The organism is Geothermobacter ehrlichii (assembly GCF_008124615.1).
In the GTDB taxonomy this organism is placed as follows: Bacteria; Desulfobacterota; Desulfuromonadia; order Desulfuromonadales; family Geothermobacteraceae; genus Geothermobacter; species Geothermobacter ehrlichii.
Map to the genome: position 1 here is coordinate 43,505 of NZ_VNIB01000002.1, position 25,167 is coordinate 68,671.

24 protein-coding genes and 1 other annotated feature are annotated in these 25,167 nt (G+C 62.7%); of the genes, 22 read left to right on the top strand and 2 right to left on the bottom strand.

Annotation, left to right across the window (positions count from 1 at the left end):
- Window positions 1-62 precede the first annotated feature (62 nt).
- The 3 genes from metK (at window position 63) to ahcY (ending at window position 3,912) form a co-directional block, all read left to right on the top strand.
- Window positions 63-1,232, top strand: coding sequence for a methionine adenosyltransferase (metK, locus tag EDC39_RS02860; RefSeq protein ID WP_148894699.1), 1,170 nt, complete (start codon window positions 63-65; stop codon window positions 1,230-1,232).
- Between the two features lie 66 nt (window positions 1,233-1,298).
- Entirely contained in the window at window positions 1,299-2,345 is a 1,047-nt protein-coding gene (locus EDC39_RS02865) for a TIGR04283 family arsenosugar biosynthesis glycosyltransferase (RefSeq protein ID WP_148894701.1), read from the top strand.
- A 133-nt stretch (window positions 2,346-2,478) separates the two neighbouring features.
- The gene (ahcY, locus tag EDC39_RS02870) at window positions 2,479-3,912 is read left to right on the top strand and encodes an adenosylhomocysteinase (protein ID WP_148894702.1); all 1,434 of its coding nucleotides are present in this window, start codon (window positions 2,479-2,481) and stop codon (window positions 3,910-3,912) included.
- A gap of 64 nt (window positions 3,913-3,976) precedes the next feature.
- On the opposite strand, the gene lptG is transcribed toward ahcY, so the two are convergent.
- Both lptG and lptF read right to left on the bottom strand, forming a co-directional pair.
- The gene (gene lptG, locus EDC39_RS02875; protein ID WP_148894704.1) at window positions 3,977-5,059 is read right to left on the bottom strand and encodes an LPS export ABC transporter permease LptG; all 1,083 of its coding nucleotides are present in this window, start codon (window positions 5,057-5,059) and stop codon (window positions 3,977-3,979) included.
- Between the two features lie 3 nt (window positions 5,060-5,062).
- Window positions 5,063-6,238 (bottom strand): LPS export ABC transporter permease LptF, encoded by a 1,176-nt coding sequence (gene lptF, locus EDC39_RS02880; protein WP_148894706.1) that lies wholly within the window; start codon window positions 6,236-6,238, stop codon window positions 5,063-5,065.
- A gap of 202 nt (window positions 6,239-6,440) precedes the next feature.
- On the opposite strand from lptF, the gene rpsB reads away from it, so the two are divergent.
- From rpsB to EDC39_RS02975, 19 genes are all read left to right on the top strand, one after another.
- A complete protein-coding gene (gene rpsB, locus EDC39_RS02885; protein WP_148894708.1) occupies window positions 6,441-7,244 on the top strand; it encodes a 30S ribosomal protein S2 in 804 nt (267 codons plus the stop codon).
- A 132-nt stretch (window positions 7,245-7,376) separates the two neighbouring features.
- Window positions 7,377-8,288, top strand: a complete 912-nt coding sequence (gene tsf / locus EDC39_RS02890; protein ID WP_148894710.1) for a translation elongation factor Ts — start codon at window positions 7,377-7,379, stop codon at window positions 8,286-8,288.
- Window positions 8,289-8,307: 19 nt separating this feature from the next.
- Window positions 8,308-9,030: a UMP kinase gene (gene pyrH / locus EDC39_RS02895; RefSeq protein WP_148894712.1), complete on the top strand. Its 723-nt coding sequence runs from the start codon at window positions 8,308-8,310 to the stop codon at window positions 9,028-9,030.
- 3 nt (window positions 9,031-9,033) lie between these two features.
- Window positions 9,034-9,591 carry a ribosome recycling factor gene (frr, locus tag EDC39_RS02900; protein ID WP_148894714.1) on the top strand — a complete coding sequence of 186 codons (558 nt, stop codon included), beginning with the start codon at window positions 9,034-9,036 and terminating at the stop codon, window positions 9,589-9,591.
- A gap of 38 nt (window positions 9,592-9,629) precedes the next feature.
- Complete coding sequence (locus EDC39_RS02905; protein WP_148894716.1) at window positions 9,630-9,794, top strand: DUF362 domain-containing protein; 165 nt, start codon at window positions 9,630-9,632, stop codon at window positions 9,792-9,794.
- Window positions 9,795-9,843: 49 nt separating this feature from the next.
- Window positions 9,844-10,677: an isoprenyl transferase gene (locus EDC39_RS02910; protein WP_407925429.1), complete on the top strand. Its 834-nt coding sequence runs from the start codon at window positions 9,844-9,846 to the stop codon at window positions 10,675-10,677.
- A 10-nt stretch (window positions 10,678-10,687) separates the two neighbouring features.
- Window positions 10,688-11,479, top strand: coding sequence for a phosphatidate cytidylyltransferase (locus tag EDC39_RS02915; protein ID WP_281289720.1), 792 nt, complete (start codon window positions 10,688-10,690; stop codon window positions 11,477-11,479).
- On the top strand, window positions 11,479-12,651 hold the full coding sequence (locus tag EDC39_RS02920; RefSeq protein ID WP_148894721.1) for a 1-deoxy-D-xylulose-5-phosphate reductoisomerase: 1,173 nt from the start codon (window positions 11,479-11,481) through the stop codon (window positions 12,649-12,651). The genes EDC39_RS02915 and EDC39_RS02920 overlap by 1 nt, the downstream gene beginning before the upstream one ends.
- Window positions 12,648-14,003, top strand: coding sequence for an RIP metalloprotease RseP (rseP, locus tag EDC39_RS02925; protein ID WP_148894723.1), 1,356 nt, complete (start codon window positions 12,648-12,650; stop codon window positions 14,001-14,003). The genes EDC39_RS02920 and rseP overlap by 4 nt, the downstream gene beginning before the upstream one ends.
- 1 nt (window position 14,004) lies before the next feature.
- Window positions 14,005-14,706, top strand: coding sequence for a tRNA (adenosine(37)-N6)-threonylcarbamoyltransferase complex dimerization subunit type 1 TsaB (tsaB, locus tag EDC39_RS02930; protein WP_148894725.1), 702 nt, complete (start codon window positions 14,005-14,007; stop codon window positions 14,704-14,706).
- 69 nt (window positions 14,707-14,775) lie between these two features.
- Entirely contained in the window at window positions 14,776-14,997 is a 222-nt protein-coding gene (locus EDC39_RS02935; RefSeq protein WP_148894727.1) for a YdcH family protein, read from the top strand.
- A gap of 135 nt (window positions 14,998-15,132) precedes the next feature.
- Window positions 15,133-16,797 (top strand): dihydroxy-acid dehydratase, encoded by a 1,665-nt coding sequence (ilvD, locus tag EDC39_RS02940; RefSeq protein ID WP_148894730.1) that lies wholly within the window; start codon window positions 15,133-15,135, stop codon window positions 16,795-16,797.
- Window positions 16,798-16,919: 122 nt separating this feature from the next.
- On the top strand, window positions 16,920-18,620 hold the full coding sequence (gene ilvB / locus EDC39_RS02945) for a biosynthetic-type acetolactate synthase large subunit (protein ID WP_148894731.1): 1,701 nt from the start codon (window positions 16,920-16,922) through the stop codon (window positions 18,618-18,620).
- Window positions 18,621-18,652: 32 nt separating this feature from the next.
- Window positions 18,653-19,150, top strand: a complete 498-nt coding sequence (gene ilvN, locus EDC39_RS02950) for an acetolactate synthase small subunit (protein ID WP_148894733.1) — start codon at window positions 18,653-18,655, stop codon at window positions 19,148-19,150.
- A gap of 105 nt (window positions 19,151-19,255) precedes the next feature.
- Window positions 19,256-20,266: a ketol-acid reductoisomerase gene (gene ilvC, locus EDC39_RS02955; protein WP_148894735.1), complete on the top strand. Its 1,011-nt coding sequence runs from the start codon at window positions 19,256-19,258 to the stop codon at window positions 20,264-20,266.
- Window positions 20,267-20,331: 65 nt separating this feature from the next.
- Window positions 20,332-20,976 (top strand): phosphatidylserine decarboxylase family protein, encoded by a 645-nt coding sequence (locus EDC39_RS02960; RefSeq protein WP_148894737.1) that lies wholly within the window; start codon window positions 20,332-20,334, stop codon window positions 20,974-20,976.
- Window positions 20,973-21,782: a CDP-diacylglycerol--serine O-phosphatidyltransferase gene (gene pssA, locus EDC39_RS02965; protein WP_148894739.1), complete on the top strand. Its 810-nt coding sequence runs from the start codon at window positions 20,973-20,975 to the stop codon at window positions 21,780-21,782. Before EDC39_RS02960 ends, pssA begins: the two co-directional genes overlap by 4 nt.
- A 53-nt stretch (window positions 21,783-21,835) precedes the next feature.
- Window positions 21,836-22,066: a binding site (T-box leader), on the top strand.
- A gap of 171 nt (window positions 22,067-22,237) precedes the next feature.
- A complete protein-coding gene (locus EDC39_RS02970; RefSeq protein WP_148894742.1) occupies window positions 22,238-23,776 on the top strand; it encodes a 2-isopropylmalate synthase in 1,539 nt (512 codons plus the stop codon).
- A 90-nt stretch (window positions 23,777-23,866) separates the two neighbouring features.
- Entirely contained in the window at window positions 23,867-25,165 is a 1,299-nt protein-coding gene (locus tag EDC39_RS02975; RefSeq protein ID WP_148894743.1) for a 3-isopropylmalate dehydratase large subunit, read from the top strand.
- Window positions 25,166-25,167: the final 2 nt, after the last annotated feature.

Here is a 25,167-nt window from a genome sequence, read left to right on the forward strand (position 1 = left end):
GCACTCATCCCTAGAATAGCGCGCCTGTTTTCCGGCACAGCAATGAAGGAGGAATTCCGTCCATGGCCATGACCGACTTTCTGTTTACCTCGGAATCCGTGAGTGAAGGGCATCCCGACAAGGTTGCCGACCAGATTTCCGACGCCATTCTCGACGCCATCCTCGAGCAGGACACCAAGGCGCGCGTCGCCTGTGAGACGCTGGTGACCACCGGCATGGCCATCATCGCCGGCGAGATTACTACCTCGGCCTATGTCGACATGCCCGACATCGTGCGCAGGACGATCAAGGAGATCGGTTACGATGACTCGTCGATGGGCTTCGATTACGAGACCTGCGCCGTGCTGACCAGCATCGACCGGCAGTCGCCCGATATCGCCCAGGGGGTGACTGAGGGCGAGGGGCTGTTCAAGGAGCAGGGCGCCGGCGACCAGGGGCTGATGTTCGGCTATGCCTGCAACGAGACTCCCGAGCTGATGCCGATGCCGATCATGTTCGCCCACAAACTGACCAAGCGGCTGGCCGATGTTCGCAAGAGCGGGCTGCTCACTTTTCTGCGTCCCGACAGCAAGTCGCAGGTTTCGATCCAGTACATCAACGATCGGCCGGTGCGGGTCGATACCGTGGTCGTCTCCACGCAGCATACGCCCGACGTCACCTACGAGACGCTCAAGGAAGGGATCATCGAGGAGGTGGTGAAGAGGGTCATCCCCGCTGATCTGCTCGACGAAAAGACCAAGTTCTTCATCAATCCGACGGGGCGCTTCGTCGTCGGCGGCCCGATGGGCGATTGCGGCCTGACCGGTCGCAAGATCATTGTTGACACCTATGGCGGTCAGGGATCGCACGGCGGCGGCGCCTTTTCCGGAAAGGATCCTTCCAAGGTCGACCGCAGCGCGTCCTACATGGCGCGCTACGTGGCCAAGAACATTGTTGCCGCCGGTCTGGCCGACAAGTGCGAGGTCCAGGTCGCCTACGCCATTGGCGTCGCCAAGCCGGTTTCGGTGATGATCAACACTTTCGGTACCGGCAAGATTCCGTCCAACGAAATCGCCCGCATCGCCCTGGACGAGTTCGACATGACGCCGCGGGGGATCATCGAAACCCTCGATCTGCTCCGTCCCATCTACCACAAGACGGCGGCCTACGGGCATTTCGGCCGGGAACTGCCGGAATTCACCTGGGAACGGACCGACCGGGTCGAGTCCCTGCGCAGCAGGGCAGGTCTCTGACCAAAAAGGCGGACCGTACGGCCCGCCTTTTTTCTCACCTGCGGGAGACACCACGGGGAAGCCTGGATGGAGCTGTCCATTGTCGTTCCCGTCCTCAACGAGGCGGCCATCCTGACGCAGTTCGTCGACCGGCTTCGCCGGCAGCGGGGAATCGCCTTCGAACTGCTGCTCTGCGACGGCGGCTCGACGGACGGAACGCCACAGCTCGCCGCGCGGCTGGCCGCGGAAGTCTCCTGGCCCTGCCGGCTGATCCGCAGCCCCAGAGGGCGGGGATTTCAGCTCAACGCCGGTGCCGACGCCGCCCGGGGAGAACTGCTGCTCTTTCTGCACGTCGACAGCGCCTTCGCATCGGACGACGCCCTGCGCCGGGCCTGCGATGTCTATTGCGCGGCGCGGGCGGCATCGCCGTGGCCTGTCGGCGGGCATTTCCGGCTTCGCTTCACCGACGCGCCAGCGGAGTTTCTGGTGCGGATGCGCTACTGGGAGATCAAGGCCGGCCTGGACCGCCCCGGCTGCACACACGGCGACCAGGGTTTTCTGCTCGACCGGGCGGTCTTCGCGCGGTTCGGTCCCTTCGACACCGATCTGCCGGTCTTCGAGGATACCCGGTTCGCCGAGCGGCTGCGTCGCCAGGGACGCTGGCTGCTGCTGCCGGTCCCCCTGCTGACCTCGGCCAGGCGATTCGTCAGCGAAGGGCTGAGCGAACGCCAGACCCTGAACGCCCTGCTCATGGCCTGCCACGCCATCGGCTGGCATGACTTTTTCGCGCTCGCCGGTGATGTCTACCGCCAGCAGGCGGCCACGGACCGGCTGCGACTCGGCCCCTACGTCGAACTGATCCGGCACCGGTTCGCCGCCATGCCCCGGCGACAGCGGTGGCGGCTGTGGTATCGCACCGGCCGCTTCGTTCGCGCCAACGCCTGGCAGCTGCTGCTGGCCTGGAACGTCCGCCGCGGCCGCTGGACCCGTGCCACGGCCGTCGACGCGATCGAGTCGGCCCTGCGTCGCTTCGACCGCGTTTTCGATGTCCTAACCGATCATGGTGCCGGGCATCTTCTGGCGGCACTCGCAACCCGCATCTGGCTGGCGCGGGTCGGTGCGCGCTGCCGCTGAGGCAACGTCCGGCCGGCGACGGCGGGAAGCCCGGATGTCCTGTCCGGCGAAAGCTGTTATGATTCATTCCGATGCCGCACGGCTCCTTGCGAGACGTGCGCGATGTGTCCAGAGCTGAACAAGGAGAGACCCGATGGCAAGCGGAAATCAGGATTTCAAGGTCAAGGATCTTTCACTGGCCGATTTCGGTCGACGCGAGATCGAGCTGGCCGAAGTCGAAATGCCGGGCCTGATGGCCCTGCGCGAGGAGTACGCGGCCAGCAGGCCGCTTGAGGGAGCCCGGATCACCGGCTCGTTGCACATGACCATTCAGACGGCCGTGCTGATCGAGACCCTGGTGGCGCTGGGGGCCGAGGTGCGCTGGGCGTCCTGCAACATCTTCTCGACCCAGGACCATGCCGCGGCCGCCATCGCCGCCGCCGGCATACCGGTCTTCGCCTGGAAAGGGGAGACCCTCGAGGAGTACTGGTGGTGCACCGAACGGGCTCTGAGCTGGCCGGACGGCAGGCTGCCCAACATGATTCTCGATGACGGCGGCGACGCCACCATGATGGTTCTCAACGGCGCCCGCTGGCAGAGCGAAGGCGTTCCCGAGATCAGGCCGGACGATCCCGAGGACTGGGTCGAACTGATCCGGTGCCTGCGCGCTTCCATCGCCGAGAAGCGCAACGACTGGCAGGCGATTCGCGATGCCATTCGCGGCGTGACCGAGGAGACCACCACCGGCGTCCACCGGCTCTACCAGCTGGAGAAGGAGGGGCAGCTCCCCTTCCCGGCGATGAACGTCAACGACTCGGTGACCAAGAGCAAGTTCGACAACATCTACGGCTGTCGGCACAGCCTGGTCGACGGCATCATGCGGGCCACCGACGTGATGATTTCCGGCAAGGTGGCCGTGGTCTGCGGTTATGGCGATGTCGGCAAGGGGTGCTGCCAGTCGCTGCGCGGCCAGGGAGCCCGGGTGATCGTGACCGAAATCGACCCGATCTGCGCCCTGCAGGCGCTGATGGAAGGCTACGAGGTGCGCACCCTGGAGGAGGTGGTCGAGCAGGCGGACATCTTCATCACCGCCACCGGCAACTTCAACATCATCCGCCCCGAGCACATGGCGCGCATGAAGCACAACGCCATCGTCGGCAACATCGGCCATTTCGACAACGAGATCGATATGGCCGGACTGGCCAGGGTGCCGGGAATCCGCAAGATCAACCTGAAAAATCCGGTCGAACACGGCAACCAGGTCGACCAGTGGATCTTCCCCGACGGTCATGCCGTCATCGTGCTGGCCGAAGGACGGCTGCTCAATCTCGGCTGTGCCACCGGCCATCCCTCCTTTGTCATGTCCAACAGCTTCAGCAACCAGGTCATCGCCCAGGTCGAGCTCTTTCAGCACCGGGAAAGGTACGAAAACCGGGTCTACGTGCTGCCGAAAAAGCTGGACGAGAAAGTGGCGCGGCTGCATCTGGACAAGCTTGGGGCCAGGTTGACCAGGCTGACGCCGGAACAGGCGGACTACATCGGCGTCCCGGTCGACGGTCCCTACAAGCCCGATCACTACCGGTACTGAGCGCAAAGGCGGTCCGGTATCGGCGAGCTGGGAAAGCCCCGCATCAAGCGGGGCTTTTTTATGTCTAGCGGGCGCGGGTGAGGATGAGCCAGGCCGCCAGCAGGCCGGTCAGGATGTTGCCCGACCAGGCCGCGGCCCAGGGAGGCAGGACGCCGGCGTAGCCAAAGGCGATCATGGTCGACTGCAGCAGGAAGTAGACCATGCCGATGCCGACGCTGATGGCTATGCCCAGTGCCAGGTGGCTGCCCCGTCCCCGCTGCAGGGCGAAGGGGATACCGAGGCAGGCCATGATGAAGCAGGTCGCCGAGTAGGCCAGCCGGTTGTGCAGGTCGACCCGGTAGCGGGTGGTGTCGTAGCCCTCGGCGGTCAGCCTGCGGCTGAGGGAGAGAAGCTCGGCGAAGCCGAGTTCCCTGTTGTCGAGCTGGTTGGCCTGGAAGTCGCCGGGCGACTTGTCGAGGGGGTAGGGCATGCTCGCCCGCTTCTCCTTCTGGGTGACTTCTCCCTCGGGGGAGAAGCGGTGGAGAACCAGGTCGCGAAGGACCCAGCCCCTTTCGGGACTGTAGCGGGCCGAGGCGGCGTCGATCCGCTGCCTGAGGTGGAAGGACTTGTCCACCTGGTAGATGGTTACCCCTTTCAACAGCCCCTTCTGCGGCAGAATCAGCTTGACGAAGACGACGGCGTCTCCCTCCCGGAACCAGACCATGTTCTGCCTGCGGGCGAACATCGGCCGTCCGACCAGTTCGTGTTTGAGGATGTGGCGGGTTACGCGCACTCCGTGCGGGACCAGCATGTCGCCGGCCAGAAAATGCGCCGTGCTGATCAGCAACGCGGCCAGCAGCAGGGGGCGGGATATCCGGGCCAGGCTCAGACCGCAGGCGCGCATCGCCGTCAGTTCGCCGTGGCGGGTGAAGCTTCCCAGGGTGAGAAAAACCGAAAGCAGCACCGCCAGGGGGGCGATGTCGACGAAGATGACCGGCAGCTTCCAGCCGAAATAGCGCAGATACTGCGACAGGGTACCGTGGTGCTCGATGAAATCGTCGACCCGCTCGAAGAATTCGATCAGCAGGTAGATGCCGGCAAACGCGCCGGCCGTCAGGCCGAACATGCGGCCGAAGGTGCGCAGCAGGTAGCGGTCGAGAATGCGCATGGCTCAGACCTCTTTGCGGTGCGGGCGCCAGATGCCGGAGAGCCGCCGCTGCAGCACGGCCAGCAGCCGCAGTTCCTTTTCCTGCCGGGCCCGCTGGAACAGGACCAGGCCGCAGGCGAGCAGGATGGCGGCCGGGGCCCAGAGTGTCGGGATGACCGGCCAGCCCGATTCGATGGCCAGGGTGTTGGCCAGGGAGACCAGCATGTAGTAGCAGAGAAAGACCACCAGGCCGATGGCGAACCCGCCCCCCCGCCCGGAGCGGTTCGACTGGATGCCCAGCGGCAGAGCCAGCAGGGCGAGCAGCAGGGGAGTCAGGGGCCTGCTGAAGCGGCTGTGAATCTCGGCGGCGGCATGCCGGCCTCTGGCCGTGGAGTCAGCCTTTGCCAGCCGGAAAAGCTGCCGCAGGGGAATTTCCTTCATCTTGGGTTGCCTCTTTTCGCCGCCGCCCCCGGCATCGACCGGCAGGTTGACGACGTAGCGTGAAAAGCCGACGACCTGGTAGGGCGTTTCTTTCCTGTGCGGTGCATAGCGGTGGATCTGCCCCCGGCTCAGGGCGAGGGTCAGGCGACGTCCCTCCGGGTCGGACAGCAGCCGGCCGCTGTCGGCGAAAATGGTGACGGGAACCTGGCTGTTGCGCTGATCCGAGATCATGACCCCGTTCAGTTCGCCGGTGCGCTCCTTCATTCTGTCTGCGTAGATGACCATCCCCGGGATTTCGGCCATGAAGACCCGCGGCTTGAGGGCGACGCGGGCCTGCCGGCTCGCCATGCTGTAGACCTGGCTGCGGAAGGCGTGGTTGGCCTGCGGTTCGAAAAAAAGAACCAGCGCCGAGGTGCCCAGAGTGGCCAGTGCCGCCAGCAGCAGGGTTGGTTTCAACAGCCGCGTAAGACTGATGCCGGCGGCCTTCATGGCGATGATTTCGGCATCGGCGGAGAGACGCGAAAAGGCGAGCAGGGTGCCGAGCAGGACCGACAGGGGGATGGTGATGGTGAAAAAGGAGGGGAGCAGGAAGCCCAGTAGGCGGACGACGTCGGCGAAGGGAACGCCCTTGCTGATGACCAGGTCGGCCAGTTTCAGTGTGCGTCCCGCCAGCAGGACAAACGTGAAGATCCCCAGCGAAAGGAGCGTGGGGACCAGGATTTCCCTGAAAATATAGCGTTCGATGCGGGTATAGGCCATGGCCGGAGCATCTTATTACAGTGCCCGGAACTTGTAAATGAAAGAGATTTTTTCCCTTGCCTGCCCCGGGGGCACATGTTATAGAAACGCGTTACCCGACCACACACGTCTCCCGATCCGGATTTGGGTCTTCCGGCGGTTCGGGGAGTCGATCCGGAGACGACGGGGGCGGAGGAAAAAACCCGAAAAGGAGAAGTCGCACATGTCCCAGATCACCATGAAGCAGTTGCTGGAGGCCGGTGTCCATTTCGGCCACCAGACCCGCCGCTGGAATCCGAAGATGAAGCCCTACATCTTCGGTGCCCGTAACGGCATCTACATCATCGACCTGCAGAAGACGGTTCGCTATTTCAAGGTCGCCTACGCTTTCGTCCGCGACACCGTTGCCAGCGGCCAGAAGGTGCTGTTCGTCGGCACCAAGAAGCAGGCCCAGGACGCCATCGTCGAGGAAGCGACGCGCGCCGACCAGTTCTATGTCAATCATCGCTGGCTGGGCGGCATGCTGACCAACTATGCGACCATCAAGGCCAGCATCGAGCGGCTGAAGAAGATCGAGGCCATGGCCGAAGACGGTACCTTCGAGCTGCTGACCAAGAAAGAGGTGCTGCAGCTGCAGCGCGAGAAGGAAAAGCTGGAGAAGAACCTGGGCGGCATCAAGGGAATGAACAAGCTGCCCGGTGCCGTGTTCGTCGTCGATCCCAAGAAGGAGCAGATCGCCGTCAAGGAGGCTCGCAAGCTGAAGATTCCGGTTGTTGCCGTGGTCGACACCAACTGCGATCCCGACGAAATCGATTACATCATTCCGGGCAACGACGACGCCATTCGCGCCATCCGGCTCTTCACCTCCAAGATGGCCGACGCCTGCCTCGAAGGGGTTCAGCTGCGCGAGGCACAGCTGCGCACCGAGGCCGAAGGCGGTGAGGGCGAAGAAGCCGCCGAGGCGGCACCGCAGGGACCCGAGGTTGTCGAGAAGCCTGCCGCCACCGAGGCTACCAAGGAGGGCTGATCCGACATTGACAGTGGTCGAGAGGCGGTCGGGGATCCTGGCCGCCTTTTTTCCGGACCGTCAGATAGACAGGAAAACTGAAAATCCAAGCATGACAGGCCACCCTCTGGAGGGTTGGCCGGGGAGGTAGATATGGCAGCAATTACCGCGAAAATGGTAGCCGAGCTGCGCGCCAAGACCGGCGCCGGCATGATGGACTGCAAGAAGGCTCTGAACGAAACCGACGGCAACATGGAAGAGGCCATCGACTATCTGCGCAAGAAGGGGCTGTCCGCCGCCGCCAAGAAGGCGGGCCGGGTCGCCGCCGAAGGCATGATCGTCGCGGCCGGTGAAGGCAATGTCGGTGTGCTGGCCGAAATCAACGCCGAAACCGATTTTGTCGCCAAGAACGAGAACTTCCAGAGCTTTGCCAAGGGGGTTGGCGAGGCGATCGTGCAGGCTGCGCCGGCCGATGTCGAGGCGCTCAAGGCCGTTGTTTTTCCCGGCAGCGACCGCACGGTTGGCGAGGAGCTGACTCATCAGATCGCCACTATCGGCGAAAACATGAACATCCGCCGTTTCGTCCGCTTCGAGGTCGAAAAGGGCGTGGTCGCTTCCTACATTCATGCCGGCGGCAAGATCGGTGTCCTGATCGAGCTGGCAGGCGACGGTGACCGCGAGGCGATGCAGGACCTCGCCCGGCAGCTGGCCATGCACGTCGCCGCCGCCAATCCGCAGTACCTCACCCGCGAGGACGTCCCCGCCGAGATCGTCGACCGGGAAAAGGACATCATGCGCACCAAGGCTCTGGAGAGCGGCAAGCCGGAGAACATCGTCGAGAAGATCATCGTCGGTCAGCTCAACAAGTTTTTCGGCGAAGTCTGCCTGCTCGAGCAGCAGTTCGTGATCGATACCGACAGGAAGGTCGGCAAGGTCGTCGAGCAGTTGGGCAAGGAGCTCGGTTGTGAGATCCGCCTGACCCGTTATGCCCGCTATCAGCTCGGTGAGGGCATCGAGAAGAAGGAAGACGATTTCGCCGCCGAGGTGGCCCAGCTGACCAAGTAAGGATCCCGCGGGAGGAGACATGGCTGACGAACCCAGATACCGCCGCATCCTGCTCAAGCTGAGCGGCGAGGCTCTCGCCGGCGAGCAGGGCTACGGAATCGACCCGGCTGTCATCCAGGGGATCGCCGAGGAGATCAGGGATGTCTCCCTGCTCGGCATCGAAATCGCCCTGGTGATCGGCGGTGGCAACATCTTTCGTGGGTTGGCGGCTTCTTCCCGGGGCATGGACCGGGCCAGCGCCGATTACATGGGCATGCTGGCCACGGTCATGAACAGCCTCGCCATGCAGGATGCCCTGGAGAAGCTCGGGGTGGTGACCAGGGTGCAGTCGGCCATCGAGATGCAGGAGATCGCCGAACCGTACATCCGGCGGCGTGCCATCCGGCATCTGGAGAAGGGCAGGGTGGTCATCTTCGCCGCTGGTACCGGCAACCCCTATTTCACCACTGACACGGCGGCCAGTCTGCGGGCGATGGAAATCGGCGCCGAAGTCATACTCAAGGCCACCCGGGTCGACGGGGTCTACACCGCCGATCCCCGCACCAACCCGGGTGCGATCAAGTTCTCCAGTCTGACCTACCTCGAAGTGCTGGAGAAGGGGTTGCAGGTGATGGATGCGACGGCAACCTCCCTGTGCATGGACAACAGGCTGCCGATTGTGGTATTTGATTTGACCGAGCGTGGCAACATCAGGCGTGTGGTCATGGGAGAAGACATCGGAACGATTGTCAAAGGAGAGTGAGGCATGTTGGACGACGTGAAAAAAAAGGCTGCAGCCGCCATGGAGAAGGCGATCGAGGCCCTCAAGCGTGACCTTGGCAAGGTCAGGACAGGACGTGCCTCCCTGTCCCTGCTCGACGATGTCCGTGTCGATTACTACGGCACACCGACGCCGCTCAACCAGGTGGGGACTCTGGCCGTTCCCGAGCCGCGGCTGATCACTATCCAGCCTTGGGAGAAGAACCTGATTCCCGAAATCGAAAAGGCCATTCTCAAGTCCGATCTCGGGCTCAATCCGAGCTCCGACGGCCAGGTGGTGCGCATCGCCATCCCGGCCCTGACCGAGGAGCGGCGCAAGGAGATGGTCAAGGTGGTTCGGCGGATGGGGGAGGACACCAAGATCGCCGTCCGCACCGCCCGGCGGGACGCCAATGACAGTCTGAAGAAACTGCTCAAGGACAAGGAAATCACCGAGGACGGGCAGAAACGTGGAGAGAAGGATATCCAGGATCTGACCGACTCCTATGTCAAAAAGGTCGACGAGATCCTTGAGGCCAAGGAGAAGGAGGTCATGGAGATCTGACCTCCAGACTAACCACAAAGAAAAAGGAGAAATGAACCATGCACGTCATTAATGATGAATGTATCGCCTGTGGTGCCTGTGCTGATTCCTGCCCTGTCGGGGCCATCGAAGAGGGTGATCCCAAGTACACCATCACCGAAGAGTGCACCGACTGTGGTTCCTGCGTTGACACCTGCCCGGTTTCCGCTATTTCCGAAGCCTGATCCAGGTAAAGCCTGACAGTTACGCAAGCATGAAGAGCGCTTCTGGAGGTTGTCCGGAAGCGCTTTTCATGTTAATTTCCAGGGGCACCAGTTCCAGAAGAACTTGCCCGCAAGTACGGCAGATCAGGTTGTTTTCATGCACATTCCGCGACATCTGGCGATCATCATGGACGGCAACGGCCGCTGGGCCGAGCAGCGGCATCTGCCGCGCATCTCCGGCCACCGCCAGGGGGTGCGGGTCGTGCGTGACATTGTCAAGGAGTGTCATCGTCTCGGCATCGACTATCTTACCCTGTATGCCTTCAGTTCCGAAAACTGGGGGCGTCCGGAAGAAGAGGTGTCGGCGCTCATGGACCTGCTCGGCCGCTATCTGCAGTCCGAGCTCGAGCTGATGCTCAAAAACAGGATCAGCCTGCGGGTTATCGGCGAACTCGATCGTCTGCCACCGGGGGTGCGGTCGGCTCTTAAAGAGACGGTCGAGCGAACCCGGAACAACGGCGACATGGTGTTGACCCTGGCTCTTTCCTACGGGGCCCGAAACGAGCTGGTTCGGGCGGTGCGGAAGATCGCCGCCAAGGTCCAGGCCGGATTGCTGCTGCCCGGCGAGATTACGGAAAGAACGTTCGCCGACTGTCTCGATACCGCTGGGATGCCCGATCCCGACCTGCTCATCCGGACCAGTGGGGAAATGCGGGTCAGCAACTTTCTTCTCTGGCAGCTTGCCTATGCCGAGATGGTTTTCACTCCGGTGCTCTGGCCGGATTTCAACGAGGACGAATTGCACAGATGCCTCGAAGAATACAGCTCTCGGGAACGTCGTTTCGGCTTGACCCACGACCAGGTGGCCGGTTTGCGGCCCGAGGGCAGGAGGGTGAACCATTAAGCAGCGCATCATTACCGGGGCCGTTGCACTGCCCCTGATCATACTCTTTCTGGCCTATACCGGGCCGGGGCTCCTTCTCGTTCTCGTCTGCACGATCAGCATCCTCGGGCAGTTCGAATTTCAGAAGATGGCGCAGGGGGCGTCGCTGGCGGCGGCCAACCTGGTCGCTGTCGTCGGCGGTTCGCTCTTTGTCCTGCTGGCCGGGCTGCAGCTGTACGTCTGGTCCCTGCTGGCGCTGACCCTGCTGTCCTTTCTGCTTTTCAGCCTCTTTCTCTTCCAGCGACGCGACCTGCGGCAGATCGCTCATGACTGTGCCGTCACGCTGATGGGAGTCGTCTATCTCGCTTTTCCCCTCGCCTTGATGGTCGAGCTGTTTCGTCAGCCGAACGGTCGGCAGTGGATCTTCTTTGTCCTGCTGACCGTCATGCTTTCCGACACCTGCGCCTACTTCGTCGGCTCCAGGTGGGGGAGAAAACCTCTCTATCCCAGTGTCAGCCCCAACAAGAGCGTCGAAGGCGCCGTTGGCGGACTGCTGGGGGCGCTGGTCGGTGGCGGCGTGGCAGTAGCAACCTTTTTCCCCTCGCTCGGTCTGCTTGCCCTGCCGGTAGCCCTTTTTCTCAGCGTCTGCGGGCAGGTTGGCGATCTGTTCGAATCCCTGCTCAAGCGCAGTTTCGGGGTCAAGGATTCCGGCACCATGATACCCGGCCACGGCGGCCTGCTCGACCGGCTCGACAGCCTGCTGTTCGCCTTTCCCGGCGCCCTTTTCTGCGCCTTGACCGGTAGCGCCCTCGGAGTCTGGTAATGAGCAGGGGACTGGCCATACTCGGCGCGACAGGCTCCATCGGTTGTTCGACCTTGGAGATTGTCGATGCCTATCCCGACCGCTTCCGGGTGGTCAGCCTCACCGGTGGCAGGAACCTGCGGCGTCTGGCCGAGCAGGTGCGTCGCTACCGTCCCCGCATGGTGGCGGTTCTGGGGATGGAGGATGCGGATCGTCTGAGGGCCGAACTTGGCGGCGATTGCCCAGAAATCGGCTACGGCGAGGAGGGAATGGTGCGCTGCGCGACCGCTGACGAGGCCGACCTTGTGGTTTCCGCCATTGTCGGTTCGGCCGGCCTGGTGCCGACGCTCAGGGCGATCGAGGCCGGCAAGGACGTGGCCCTGGCCAACAAGGAGACCCTGGTTGCGGCCGGTCCGGTGGTGATGCGGGCCGTGCGGGAGAACGGGGTCAGGCTCTACCCGGTCGACAGCGAGCATTCAGCGATCTTTCAGGCTCTGCAGGGCCAGCAGGGAAACACCATCCGCCGCATCATCCTGACAGCCTCCGGAGGACCGTTCCGCGACTGGCCGCTCGAGAAACTGCGGCAGGTGACGCGCGAGCAGGCCCTCGACCATCCCAACTGGTCGATGGGGCCGAAGATCACCATCGATTCGGCCACCATGATGAACAAGGGCCTCGAGGTGATCGAGGCGAGCTGGCTTTTCGGTCTGGAAGCGGACCGTATCGCCGTTCACATCCATCCGCAGAGCATCGTCCATTCGATGGTCGAATATCTGGATGGGTCGGTGATCGCCCAGATGGGGGTTCCCGACATGAAGGCCCCCATCGCCTATGCTCTGGCCTATCCCGAGCGGCTGGAGCTGCCCATGCCGCATCTCGATCTCTGCCGGCTCGGTCAGCTGACCTTCCAGCAGCCCGATCCCGACAGGTTCGCCTGTCTCGCCCTGGCCTACCGGGCCCTGGAGCTGGGCGGGACGGCTCCAGCAGTGCTGAACGCGGCGAACGAAGTCGCCGTTGCGGCCTTTCTGCGGGAAGAGGTCGGCTTCCTCGACATTCCGGAGCTGATTCGCGAGGCACTCGAGCGGCACGAGGTCGGCAGGCTCACGACAGTTGATGATGCACTGGCCGCCGATCGCTGGGGGCGTCAGGAGGTGCGCAAACTGATGCTGGAAAGGGGTTCTGAACGCCTATGATCTACCTCGTCTCCGGAATCATCATGCTCGGGATTCTGATCTTTGTTCATGAATTCGGGCATTTCTGCGTCGCCAAGTGGAGCGGTGTCAAGGTTCTGAAGTTTTCCCTCGGTTTCGGACCGAAGATCGTCTCCCGGCAATGGGGCGAGACGGTCTACCAGCTCAGTCTGATTCCTTTGGGCGGCTACGTGCAGATGCTCGGCGAGGGGAGCGGGCAGGGGGACGAGCAGCCCGTCGATCCGGCCGACCGCGGCCGCTCGTTCGCCGAAAAGCCGCTGGCCAGGCGGACCGCCATCGTCGCCGCCGGGCCGCTGATGAACCTTCTGCTCCCCTTCGTGCTGCTGCCGGTCGCCTACATGATCGGCGTCAATGTCCCGGCCTTTCTCGACCGCAAGCCCTGCGCCGGCTACGTCTATCAGGAAAGTCCCGCTGCCCGGGCCGGCTTCCGCGCCGGCGACTGCATCCTGGCCATCGACGGCAAGAAGGTGGAGAGCTGGAACGAGGCCAACCAGGCGCTGGTGGGAGCCGCCGGCGGTCATGTCGAGGTTCGCATTCTGCGCGCCGGTGAAGAGAAGGTTCTTGCTCTTTCGGCGGATGTGGCCAATGTCGAGGACCTGCAGCTGCGCAACCTCGGCATCTTCCCCGTGCGCGAGGCCGTTGTCGGTGCCGTCATGAAGGGACTTCCCGCCGAGGAGGCCGGGCTGCGCGCCGGAGACCGGATTCTTGCCATCGACGGAACCCCGGTGCGCTCCTGGTACGATCTGACGACCCTGATTCAGCAGGGCGGAGGCCAGACGCTCAGCATCCGTCTGCAGCGCGGCGATCGGGAATTTACTGTCGAACTGAAGCCGGAAAAACAGCCGGAGCAGGGGCGCTTTTTGATCGGTATCGAGCCGCAGGTCGATACCGTCTTCAAGAAATATGGTCCCGTCGACGCCATCGACGCCGGTTTTGATCAGGCGATGGAAATCATCTCCCTGACCCTGGTCTTCATTCAGAAGCTGTTCAGCGGCCAGGTTTCGACCCAGAATATCGGCGGTCCCATCATGGTCTTCCAGATGGCGGGGCAGGCGGCCCAGACGGGGGTGACCACGGTTCTCACCATGCTGGCCTTCCTCAGCATCCAGCTCGGCATTCTCAACCTGCTGCCCATTCCGATTCTCGATGGCGGCCACCTCTTCTTCTACTTCTGCGAATTCGTCTTTCGCAAGCCGCTGTCGATGCGGGCGCGCGAACTGGCCCAGCAGATCGGTCTGGCCCTGCTGATCATGCTGATGATTCTGGCCTTTTACAACGACATCAATCGCATGGACTGGGTGCAGAAGTTCTTCGGCCTGGTTTTTGGAGGCTGAGATGGGGGGCAGGGTTCTGGTCGTCGACACCTCGACGCCGGCCGGCAGCGTCGCCCTGTGCGAAGACGGCCGGGTGCTGGCCGAGTATTTCCGGCGTCTGCCCGGCACCCATACCGACTGGCTGCTGGCGGCCGTCGATCGCCTTCTCGCCGACGCCGGCACGACACTGGGGGAACTGTCGCTGCTCGCCGTGGTGCAGGGACCGGGGTCGTTCACCGGCCTGAGGGTCGGCATTGCGACGGTCAAGGGACTGGCCATGGCCGCCGGTCTGCCGGTGATCGGGCTGTCGTCCCTGGAGCTGCTCGCGGCTGCTGTCCCCTTTGCCCGCATGCCGGTCTGCGCTCTGCTGGATGCCCGCAAGAAAGAGGTCTATGCGGCGCTGTTCGATACCGCCAATGGACTGCCCGTGCCCCTGGGAGTCGAGCGGGTTCTGCCGCCGGAACGGCTGGCCGGAGAACTGGACGGCGATATCCTCTTTGTCGGCGAAGGGGCCGAGGTCTACCGTGCTTTTCTTGCGAAGCGGCTCGGCGCGCGCGCTCATTTCGCCGGGGCGGCGTTCCAGCTGCCGCGGGCGTCTTTCGGCGGTCGGCTGGCCCTGGCGAAGGAGGCCGCCGGCGAGGCGGTGTCGGCGGCAGTTCTCAGGCCGGTCTACATCCGGTCGTCGGAGGCAGAACTGGCGCGAAAGGGGGGTGTTGCCTGTTGACAAGGTCTTGGCGGTTCGTTATTTTGGACCTGACCTGTCAACCCAGCACAAACACATCAGGAGGTGCCCATGCCGGTGAGCGATGAGGTTCTGGTTGAAAAGCTCTGCAACGAAAATCCCAGGTTCAGAAAGCTTTACGAAGAACATCAGTTGCTGGAAAAACAGCTTGCCGAATTGGATCAAAAAGCCTACCTGACAGCGGACGAAGAGATGGAAAGAAAAAAGGTACAGAAGCTCAAACTCGCCGGCAAGGATGAGATGGAAGCCATCCTCCGAAGCTACCGTTCCTGACCCATCCCAGATAAAGGTTGCCGGCAAAGGGTTTAAGCCAAAAGGCTTGAACCCTTTGCTTTTATGGGGTTTTTTAGATTTTTCAAATCAATGTTTGATCCGGCCGAAGCCGGCCAGAGGGAGTGGCAAAAGAATATGAGCGAAAAACGCAGCGACGCGATCACCAGCGGTTTTGAACGGACGCCTCACCGCGCCCTGCTCAAGAGCACGGGAGTGCCGGAAGGCCAGATGGATCGGCCGTTCATCGGCATCGCTTCTTCCTTTACCGACCTGATACCGGGCCATACCGGGATGCGGGATCTGGAGCGCTTCATCGAAAAGGGGGTTCATTCCGGCGGCGGCTATTCCTTTATTTTCGGCATCCCCGGCGTGTGCGACGGTATTGCCATGGGGCACCGGGGCATGCATTATTCGCTGCCGACCCGCGAGCTGATCGCCGACATGATCGAGTCGATCGCTGAAGCGCATCGACTCGACGGTCTGGTTCTGCTCACCAACTGCGACAAGATCACCCCCGGCATGCTGATGGCGGCGGCGCGGCTCAACATTCCGGCCATCGTCGTGACCGCCGGGCCGTCGCTGACCGGCGCCGGCAGGGGAGGCAAGCGCTATTCCTTCGTGACCGATACCTTCGAGGCCATGGGACAGTACAAGGCCGGTGTGATCGATGAGCAACAACTCAAGGTCTGCGAGGACCATGCCTGCCCGACGGCCGGTTCCTGCCAGGGGCTTTTCACCGCCAACACCATGGCCATCCTGACCGAAACCATGGGCATGAGCCTGCCCCGGTGCGGTACGGCGGTGGCGGTTTCTTCACTGAAGCGGCGCATCGCCTTCGCCTCAGGCGAAAAGATCGTCGATCTCGTCCGCAACGAGGTCAGGCCGCGGGACATTCTGACCCGTGCCGCTTTCGAAAACGCCATTCGGGTCGATCTCGCCCTGGGCGGGTCGTCCAACACCGTCCTGCACCTGCTCGCTATCGCCAGGGAAGCCGGCGTCGAACTTCCCTTGACCCTGTTCGACGAGCTGGGACGCACCACGCCGCAGCTGGCCTCGATGAATCCTGGCGGAAAGCATTTCATGGAAGACCTCGATGCAGCCGGCGGAGTTCCCGGCGTGCTGAAACAGCTCGGTGAGTTGATCAGGGACTGCCCGACGCTGCTCGGTCCTTCCACCCGCCAGATCGCCGCCAGCATCGCCGAGGTCGACGAAGAGGTGATCCACCCGCTTTCCGATCCGGTTCGGCCGGAGGGCGGCATCGCCATCCTGCATGGCAATCTGGCGCCGAAAGGGGCAGTGGTCAAGCAGTCGGGAGTGTCGGAGACGATGATGACCTTCGAGGGTACGGCCCGCTGTTTCGATTCCGAAGAGGCCGCCATGGAGGCCCTGATGGGGGGGCGGATCAAAGCCGGCGATGTCGTCGTCATCCGCTACGAGGGGCCCCGGGGAGGACCCGGAATGCGCGAGATGCTGGCGCCGACGGCGACTCTGATGGGCCTGGGCCTGGGCGAGTCGGTGGCCCTGATCACCGACGGCCGTTTCTCCGGCGGCACCCGCGGCCCCTGCATCGGTCATATCTCGCCCGAAGCGGCCGAGGGCGGTCCCATCGCCCTGGTCGAGGACGGTGACCGGATCCGGCTCGACATTCCCGGTCGGACCCTTGAGCTGCTGGTCGGCGATGAGGAACTGGCGGCGCGGCGGGCGAAATGGACCCGTCCCGAACCGAAAATCGCCTCGGGCTGGCTGGCCCGCTATGCCAAGGTTGTGACTTCGGCCCATACCGGGGCGATTTGCGAATAGGATGTCAACGCCGGCGCGAACCTCAGCCCGGGGTTCGGCGGCCGGCACGGGGAAGCCTGAGGTGATGACAGGCCGCCAGGGTGCTGGCATCGCCCTCTACAGTGCACGGGGAGGAGGTTTTTGTGAAGAAGACAGGTTCTCAGATTCTACTGGAATGTCTGCAGCTCGAGGGGGTCGACACGGTTTTCGGTTATCCCGGCGGAGCGGTCATCAACATCTATGACGATCTGGTCGACTATCCGTCGATCAAGCATGTCCTGACCCGCCACGAGCAGGCGGCCGTTCACGCCGCCGACGGTTACGCCCGGGCGACGGGCAAGGTCGGGGTCGCCATCGCCACCAGTGGACCCGGAGCGACCAATACCGTGACCGGCATCGCCACCGCCTACATGGATTCGATCCCTCTGGTGGTCATCACCGGCCAGGTTCCGACCCCGCTGATCGGCAACGACGCCTTCCAGGAAGCCGACATGGTCGGCATCACCCGGCCGATCACCAAGCACAACTATCTGGTCAAGGATATTCGTGATCTGGCCCGCATCGTCAAGCAGGCCTTCTACATCGCCCGCACCGGCCGTCCGGGACCGGTGCTCATCGATCTGCCCAAGGATGTCCAGGTCGCCTCCTGCAAGTTCGAATATCCCGAAAAGGTCGAACTGCGCGGCTACAAGCCGACCTATACCGGCAACCCGCGGCAGATCGCCAAGGCGGCCAGAATGATTCTCGGCGCGAAAAAGCCGGTCATCTATGTCGGCGGCGGCGCGACCCTCGCTGACTGCGGTCCGGAGCTGCTCGAACTCTCCGAAGCTTTGCGCGCGCCGGTGACCACTACCCTGATGGGGATGGCGAGTTACCCCGGCAGTCACGATCTTTCGTTGGGGATGCTGGGCATGCACGGCACCTACTACGCCAACATGGCGGTGACCCATGCCGACCTGCTGATCGCCGTTGGTGCCCGCTTTGACGACCGGGTCACCGGTAAGATCGATACCTTCGCGCCCAACGCCAAGATCATCCATGTCGATATCGATCCCACCTCCATCAAGAAGAATGTGCGGGTCGATCTGCCGATCGTCGGCGATCTTAAGCAAGTGCTGCAGGTGCTGATCCGCAAGCTTCACGAAGAGGGGGACGGCGTCAGGGAGCTGGCGCAGCGCAACGCCGAGTGGCTGGCGGAGATCGCTGCCTGGAAGGAGAAGCATCCGTTGACCTACACCCCCTCCGACAGCGAGATCAAGCCGCAGCTCGTCATCGAAAAACTGAGCGAGATGCTGCGCGAGGACGCCATCATCACCACAGAGGTGGGGCAACACCAGATGTGGACCGCCCAGTTCTTCCGTTTCAAACAGCCCCGCACCTTCCTGACCTCCGGCGGCCTGGGCACCATGGGCTACGGCCTGCCTGCCGCCCTCGGCGCCCAGATGGCCTTTTCCGACCGGCAGGTGATCGACATCTCCGGCGACGGGTCCTTCCAGATGAACTCCCAGGAGCTGGCCACCCTGGTGCAGTACCAGCTGCCGGTGAAGATCATCATCCTCAACAACAACTACCTGGGCATGGTGCGCCAGTGGCAGCAGCTCTTCTTCGAGCGGAACTACAGCCAGACACCCCTCGAGGTGCCGATCGATTTCGTCAAGCTGGCCGAGGCCTACGGCGCCCGGGGCTTTCAGGCTTCCCGCCCGGAGGAGGTTGAGGCCGTCCTCCGGCAGGGACTGGAGACGCCCGGTCCGGTGATCATGGAATTCAAGGTCGCCAGGGAAGAGAACGTCCTCCCCATGGTTCCCGCCGGCCGCAGCATCCATGAGATGGTGCTGGCATCCTGATCCGTCTGCATTGTGACCAAGGAGGATAGAGCATGAGACATACCATTTCCGTTCTGGTTGAAAACGAATTCGGCGTTCTGGCGCGCGTCGCCGGGCTCTTCTCCGGACGCGGATTCAATATCGAGAGCCTGTCGGTCGCGCCGACCCTCGATCCGAGCCTTTCGCGCATGACCATCGTCACCACCGGTGATGACCGGATTCTCGAGCAGATCAACAAGCAGCTCAACAAGCTGATCGACACGGTGAAAGTGATCGATTTCACCAGCGAGGACTACGTTGAACGGGAGCTGGCGATGATCAAGGTCAATGCCGACGAGTCGGTGCGGGCCGAGGTGCTGCGCATCGCCGACATCTTCCGCAGCAAGGTGGTCGATGTCACACCCCGTTCCTATACTCTAGAGGTGACCGGCGCCCCGACCAAGATCGACGCCATCATCGAGCTGTTGCGGCCGATCGGCATCAAGGAACTGGTGCGTACCGGCCCGGTCGTTCTCGGCCGCGGCCCCAAGGGCTGGCGGCAGGCCGAATAGGTTTCGGCCCGGCTGCCGGCGAAAGAATTTTGCACGCCCTGTATGGCTGTGCTATAAGTCGCCCTGCGACTGAGCAACCACTAGATACAAGGAGGAAGGACAGGGATGAAGGTCTATTACGATAAGGATGCCGATCTCTCGATCATCCGTGGCATGAAGGTGACCATCGTCGGCTATGGTTCCCAGGGACATGCCCATGCCAACAATCTCAAGGATTCGGGCGTCGAGGTCACCGTTGCCCTGCGCGAAGGTTCGGCGTCTGTCAAGAAGGCCGAAAATGCCGGTCTGACCGTTCGCCCGGTGGCCGAGGCCGTGGCCGCCGCCGACCTGGTGATGATCCTGACGCCGGACGAGTTCCAGGCCCGGCTCTACAGGGACGAGATCGAGCCCAACCTCAAGCAGGGAGCGACCCTGGCCTTTGCCCACGGCTTCAGCATCCATTACAATCAGATCGTTCCCCGTTCCGATCTTGATGTCATCATGATCGCCCCCAAGGCGCCCGGCCATACCGTGCGCAGCGAGTTCGTCAGGGGCGGCGGCATTCCCGATCTGATCGCCGTTTTTCAGGACGCCTCCGGCAACGCCAAGAATGTGGCCCTGTCCTACGCCAGCGCCATCGGCGGCGGCCGCACCGGCATCATCGAGACCACCTTCAAGGACGAGACCGAGACCGACCTCTTCGGTGAGCAGGCGGTGCTGTGCGGCGGCGTGGTCGAGCTGGTCAAGGCCGGCTTCGAAACCCTGGTCGACGCGGGCTATGCTCCCGAAATGGCCTACTTCGAGTGTCTGCACGAGCTGAAGCTGATCGTCGATCTGATGTACGAAGGCGGCATCGCCAACATGAACTATTCGATCTCCAACAATGCCGAGTACGGCGAGTATGTTACCGGGCCGAAGATCATCAACGAGCAGAGCCGGCAGGCCATGCGCGAGTGTCTGGCCAACATCCAGAACGGCGAATACGCCAAGCGCTTCATCCTTGAAGGACAGACCAACTATCCGGAGATGACCGCGCGGCGGCGGCTGATGGCGGCCCATCCCATCGAGCAGGTCGGCGAGAAGCTGCGCAGCATGATGCCCTGGATTCAGAAGATCGTCGACAAGAACAAGAACTGAAATTGACCGGGCCGGGCCGACCGGAATGGCGGCCCGGCCGTTTCCCTTTCGAGGTTGTGCCCAAGGTGCTAGACCGGAATCAGCCGATAGCCGATGAAGGCTATCCCTTCATTGTCGTTCCCGCATTTCTGACCCTGATCTGCGCCCTGCTGGGCTGGAATCTGCCCACCCTGCTGCTGTTGGGGCTGACCCTGTTCATCATCTACTTCTTCCGCAACCCTGAGCGGGTCGTACCCGGGCAGCCCGGTGTCGTGGTCGCGCCGGCCGACGGCAGGATCGTCTATCTGGGCAAGGTCGACAGCGCGCCGATGCTCGAGGGCGAGGCGTTGAAGATCAGCATTTTCATGTCGGTCTTCAACGTCCATGTCAACCGTTTTCCCTGTACGGGCCGGGTGGTCGACAGCTACTATCGCAAGGGTCGGTTCTTCAACGCCGCCCTGGACAAGGCGAGCGAGAAGAATGAACAGGCCGGTCTGCTCATCGAGGCGGACGACGGGACCAGGGTGGCCTGCGTCCAGATCGCCGGGCTGATCGCGCGGCGGATCGTCTGCTATCCGGAGGTCGGCGATGCGCTTGAGGTCGGCGAGCGTTACGGGCTGATTCGCTTCGGCAGCAGGGTCGACATCTATCTGCCGGCGGAATTCGAGCCGAAAGTGACGCTCGGACAGACGACGGTGGGCGGAGAAACGGTACTGGGGAATCTGCAATGAATGTCAGCCAGATGAAGGACCGCAAGCAGAATCTGCGCCGGGGAGTCTATCTGCTCCCCAACCTCTTCACCACCGGCGGGCTCTTTGCCGGCTTCTACAGCATCATTTCGACCATCCACGGCAACTACGATGTCGCCGCCTGGTTCATCCTGATCGCGACGGTCTTCGACGGTCTCGACGGTCGCGTTGCCCGCATGACCGGCACCACCAGCCGCTTCGGGGTCGAATACGACTCCCTGGCCGACCTGGTCGCCTTCGGGGTCGCGCCGGGGGTGCTGATGTACATGTGGGCCCTGCGCCCCTTCGGCAAGCTCGGCTGGCTGGCGGCCTTTCTCTACGTCGTCTGCGGTGCCTTGCGCCTGGCGCGCTTCAACGTGCAGATCAACACCGTCGAGTCGAAGCGCTTTCTCGGCCTGCCGATCCCCGCCGCCGCCGGCATGGTCGCCTCCTGCGTGCTCCTTTTCTACTATCTTGGCGGCGCCGGCACCATCAAGAAGGTTTCTGTGCTGCTGCTCATCTATTCCCTTGCCTTCCTGATGGTCAGCAGCATCCGCTACTATTCGTTCAAGGACCCCGAGCTGGTCAAGCGGCAGCCCTTCGGTTTTCTGGTGCTGCTCATCTTTCTCATCATCGTCATCGTCGCCCGTCCGGAGATCATGCTTTTTACCTTCGGTCTGATCTACGTCGTCTCCGGACCGCTTGGCCTTGTTTTCGGCGCCGGCAAGCATGGGCCGTGGGATGATTCGTCGGATCAGGTGGTGGCCGAAGTGAACGAGGAGAACGGTCTGTCCGGGGAAGATGAGTGAATTTTTCTTGACAGCCCGCCGACGAGTCTGTTTTATTGGGAGCTACATCGATAGCAAAGGCGTTGAAGAGGAGTAGTAGGCCTCCCTGCCGTTTCAGAGAGCCGGCGGTCGCTGCGAGCCGGTACGGAAAGGGGCTGAACTCGCCTTGGAGCCGCGATGGTCAACAGCCCGGTTGCGGGTTGCAGCCAGCGCCGTGAGCCTGCGTCAAGGGCGAATGAAGGCCTTCCCTGCGGGGAGGGTGAAACAGGGTGGTACCGCGAAGCCTGAAGGCTCTCGCCCCTGACGGGGCGGGAGCTTTTTCTTTTTGGGAGAGTTGACAACATCCGGCGAAAGGGGGTGGTCCTGCTGGAATCCGACCTGGGTGACCTGAAAGGAAGAGTTGTCGTGTATCGGTCAGCAAATGGAAACAAACAGCTGGACCCCGCCTTGCGGACGGTCCTGGACGGGAGGAAGGAATGAGCGAAAAGAGACGGATCATCATTTTCGACACCACCTTGCGCGACGGCGAGCAGAGCCCTGGCGCCAGCATGAACATCGACGAGAAACTCAGGGTCGCCCATCAGCTCGAGAAGCTGAACGTCGATGTCATCGAGGCCGGGTTTCCGATCGCTTCGGACGGTGATTTCGAGGCGGTCAAGAAGATCGCCCAGACCATCAAGAAGCCCCAGATCGCCGGCCTTTGCCGGGCGAACTTCAAGGATATCGATCGCGCATGGGAAGCGCTGGAACATGCCGGGGAGCGGGGACGCATCCATACCTTCATCGCCACCTCCGACATCCACATGGAGCGCAAGCTGCAGATGCCCCCGGAAAAGGTACTGGAAACCGCCGTCAGGGCGGTCGAGCATGCCAAGAAATATACCGACAACATCGAGTTTTCCTGCGAGGACGCCGTCCGGACCCGGTTGCCGTTTCTGGCCCAGGTGGTCGAGGCGGTCATCGACGCCGGTGCCACGACGGTCAACATCCCCGACACCGTCGGCTATGCCATCCCGCATGAATTCTACGAGATCATCAAGTATCTTCGGGACAACGTAAGGAACATCGACCGGGCGATCATTTCCGTCCACTGCCACAACGATCTCGGCTTGGCGGTGGCCAACTCCCTGGCCGCCCTGCGGGCCGGGGCCGGCCAGATCGAGTGCACCATCAACGGCATCGGCGAGCGGGCGGGCAACTGCTCCCTCGAGGAGGTGGTCATGGCTCTGCGCACCCGCCATGACATCATGCCCTATACCACCGACGTGGTGACCGAGCATATCTATGCCAGCAGCCGGCTGCTCTCGACCGTGACCGGCATCTCCGTACAGCCCAACAAGGCGATCGTCGGCGCCAACGCCTTTGCCCATGAAGCAGGCATTCATCAGCACGGCGTGCTCATGGACAAGGAAACCTACGAGATCATGACTCCCGAGTCGATCGGCCTGAACAAGAACAAGCTGGTGCTCGGCAAGCACTCCGGCCGTCACGCCTTTGTGGCGCGGCTGAAGGAGTTGGGCTATGATCTGGACAAGGACGATATCGAGCGGGCCTTTGTCCGCTTCAAGACCCTGGCCGACGCCAAGAAGGAGATCTTCGACGAGGACATCGACGCCATCGTTGCCGACGAGATCATCCGCATCGACGAGCGCTACAAGCTGCTGCAGATGAACGTCACCTCCGGCTCTTTCGCCGCTCCTACGGCGACGGTGCAGATGGAGGTCGACGGCCAGATCAGGAAAATAGCCGTGCTGGGCGCCGGGCCTGTCGACGCGACCTTCAAGGCGATCCGCGAGCTGACGGGCAGCCAGGCCAAGCTCGAACAGTACGCTGTCGGCGCCATCACCGGCGGTACCGACGCCCAGGGCGAATGCACGGTGCGTTTGCGCGAGGACGGTCGCGAGGTGATCGGACAGGGCGCCGACGAGGACATCATCGTCGCTTCCGCCAAGGCCTATATTAACGCCCTGAACAAGATGGCGTCGGTGATGGAACGCCGCCGGGTTTCGATCTGATTCGGTGCGATCAACGGGAACGCTGATACGACCGGCGGGGCGGGTGCCCCGCCGGTCAATTTCGGTATCAGGGTTGAGCAAGGAGAAAAGATGGGACAGACAATAGCAGAGAAGATTTTCGCCGCTCATCTGCGCGATGAGCCCTTTCCGGGAACCAAGGTTCTCGATCTCGACCGGGTGCTCTGCCATGAAATCACCACGCCGGTCGCCATTGCCGACCTCGAATGGCGGGGCAAGGACCGGGTCTTCGATCCCGACAAGATCAAGGCAGTCATCGACCATGTCACCCCCTCCAAGGACAGCAAGACGGCGCTGCAGGCCAAGATTCTGCGCGATTGGGCCCGCCGGCACCGGATCAGGGATTTCTTCGATGTCGGACGCAACGGCGTCTGTCACGCCATTTTTCCCGAAAAGGGCTATATCCGGCCCGGCTTCACCGTAATCATGGGCGATTCCCACACCTGCACCCACGGCGCTTTCGGCGCCTTTGCCGCCGGAGTCGGTACCACCGACCTCGAGGTCGGCATCCTCAAGGGGGTCTGCGCCTTTCGCGAACCGAAGACCATCAGGATCAATCTGACCGGCGAGCTCTCCGAAGGAGTCTACGCCAAGGATGTCATACTCCATGTCATCGGTCAGCTGGGTGTCAACGGTGCCACCGACCGGGTGATCGAGTTTCACGGCCCGGTCATCGCCGGCATGAGCATGGAATCGCGCATGACCCTGTGCAACATGGCGATCGAGGCCGGCGGCACCTGCGGCATCTGCGAGCCGGACCGGGTGACCGTCGACTACCTCTGGCCGTTCATCAAGGACGAGTTCGAGTCGCCCGAAGCGGCGCTTGCCGAGTATCGCCGCTGGTGCGCCGATCCTGACGCCGAATACGCGAAGGTTTTCGATTTCGACGTCAGCAGTCTCGAACCGCAGGTGACCTACGGCTACAAGCCCGACTGCGTCAAGCCGGTGGCCGAGATGGCGGGACAGCGGGTCGACCAGGTCTACATCGGCAGCTGCACCAACGGCCGGATCGAGGATCTGCGGGAGGCGGCGCGCATTCTGCGTGGCCGGAAGATCGCCGATTCGGTGCGCGGCATCGTCTCGCCGGCCACGCCGCAGATTTTTCGGCAGGCGCTGGCCGAAGGGATCATCGATGTCTTCATGGAAGCCGGTTTTTGCGTCACCAATCCGACCTGCGGCGCCTGCCTGGGCATGAGCAACGGCGTTTTGGCCGAGGGCGAGGTGTGTGCGGCGACAACCAACCGCAACTTCAATGGACGCATGGGCAAGGGCGGCATGGTTCACCTGATGAGCCCCGCCACCGCGGCCGCCAGCGCCGTCACCGGTGTCATTACCGATGCCCGCGAGCTGCTGCGGCAGCCCGCGGCCTGACA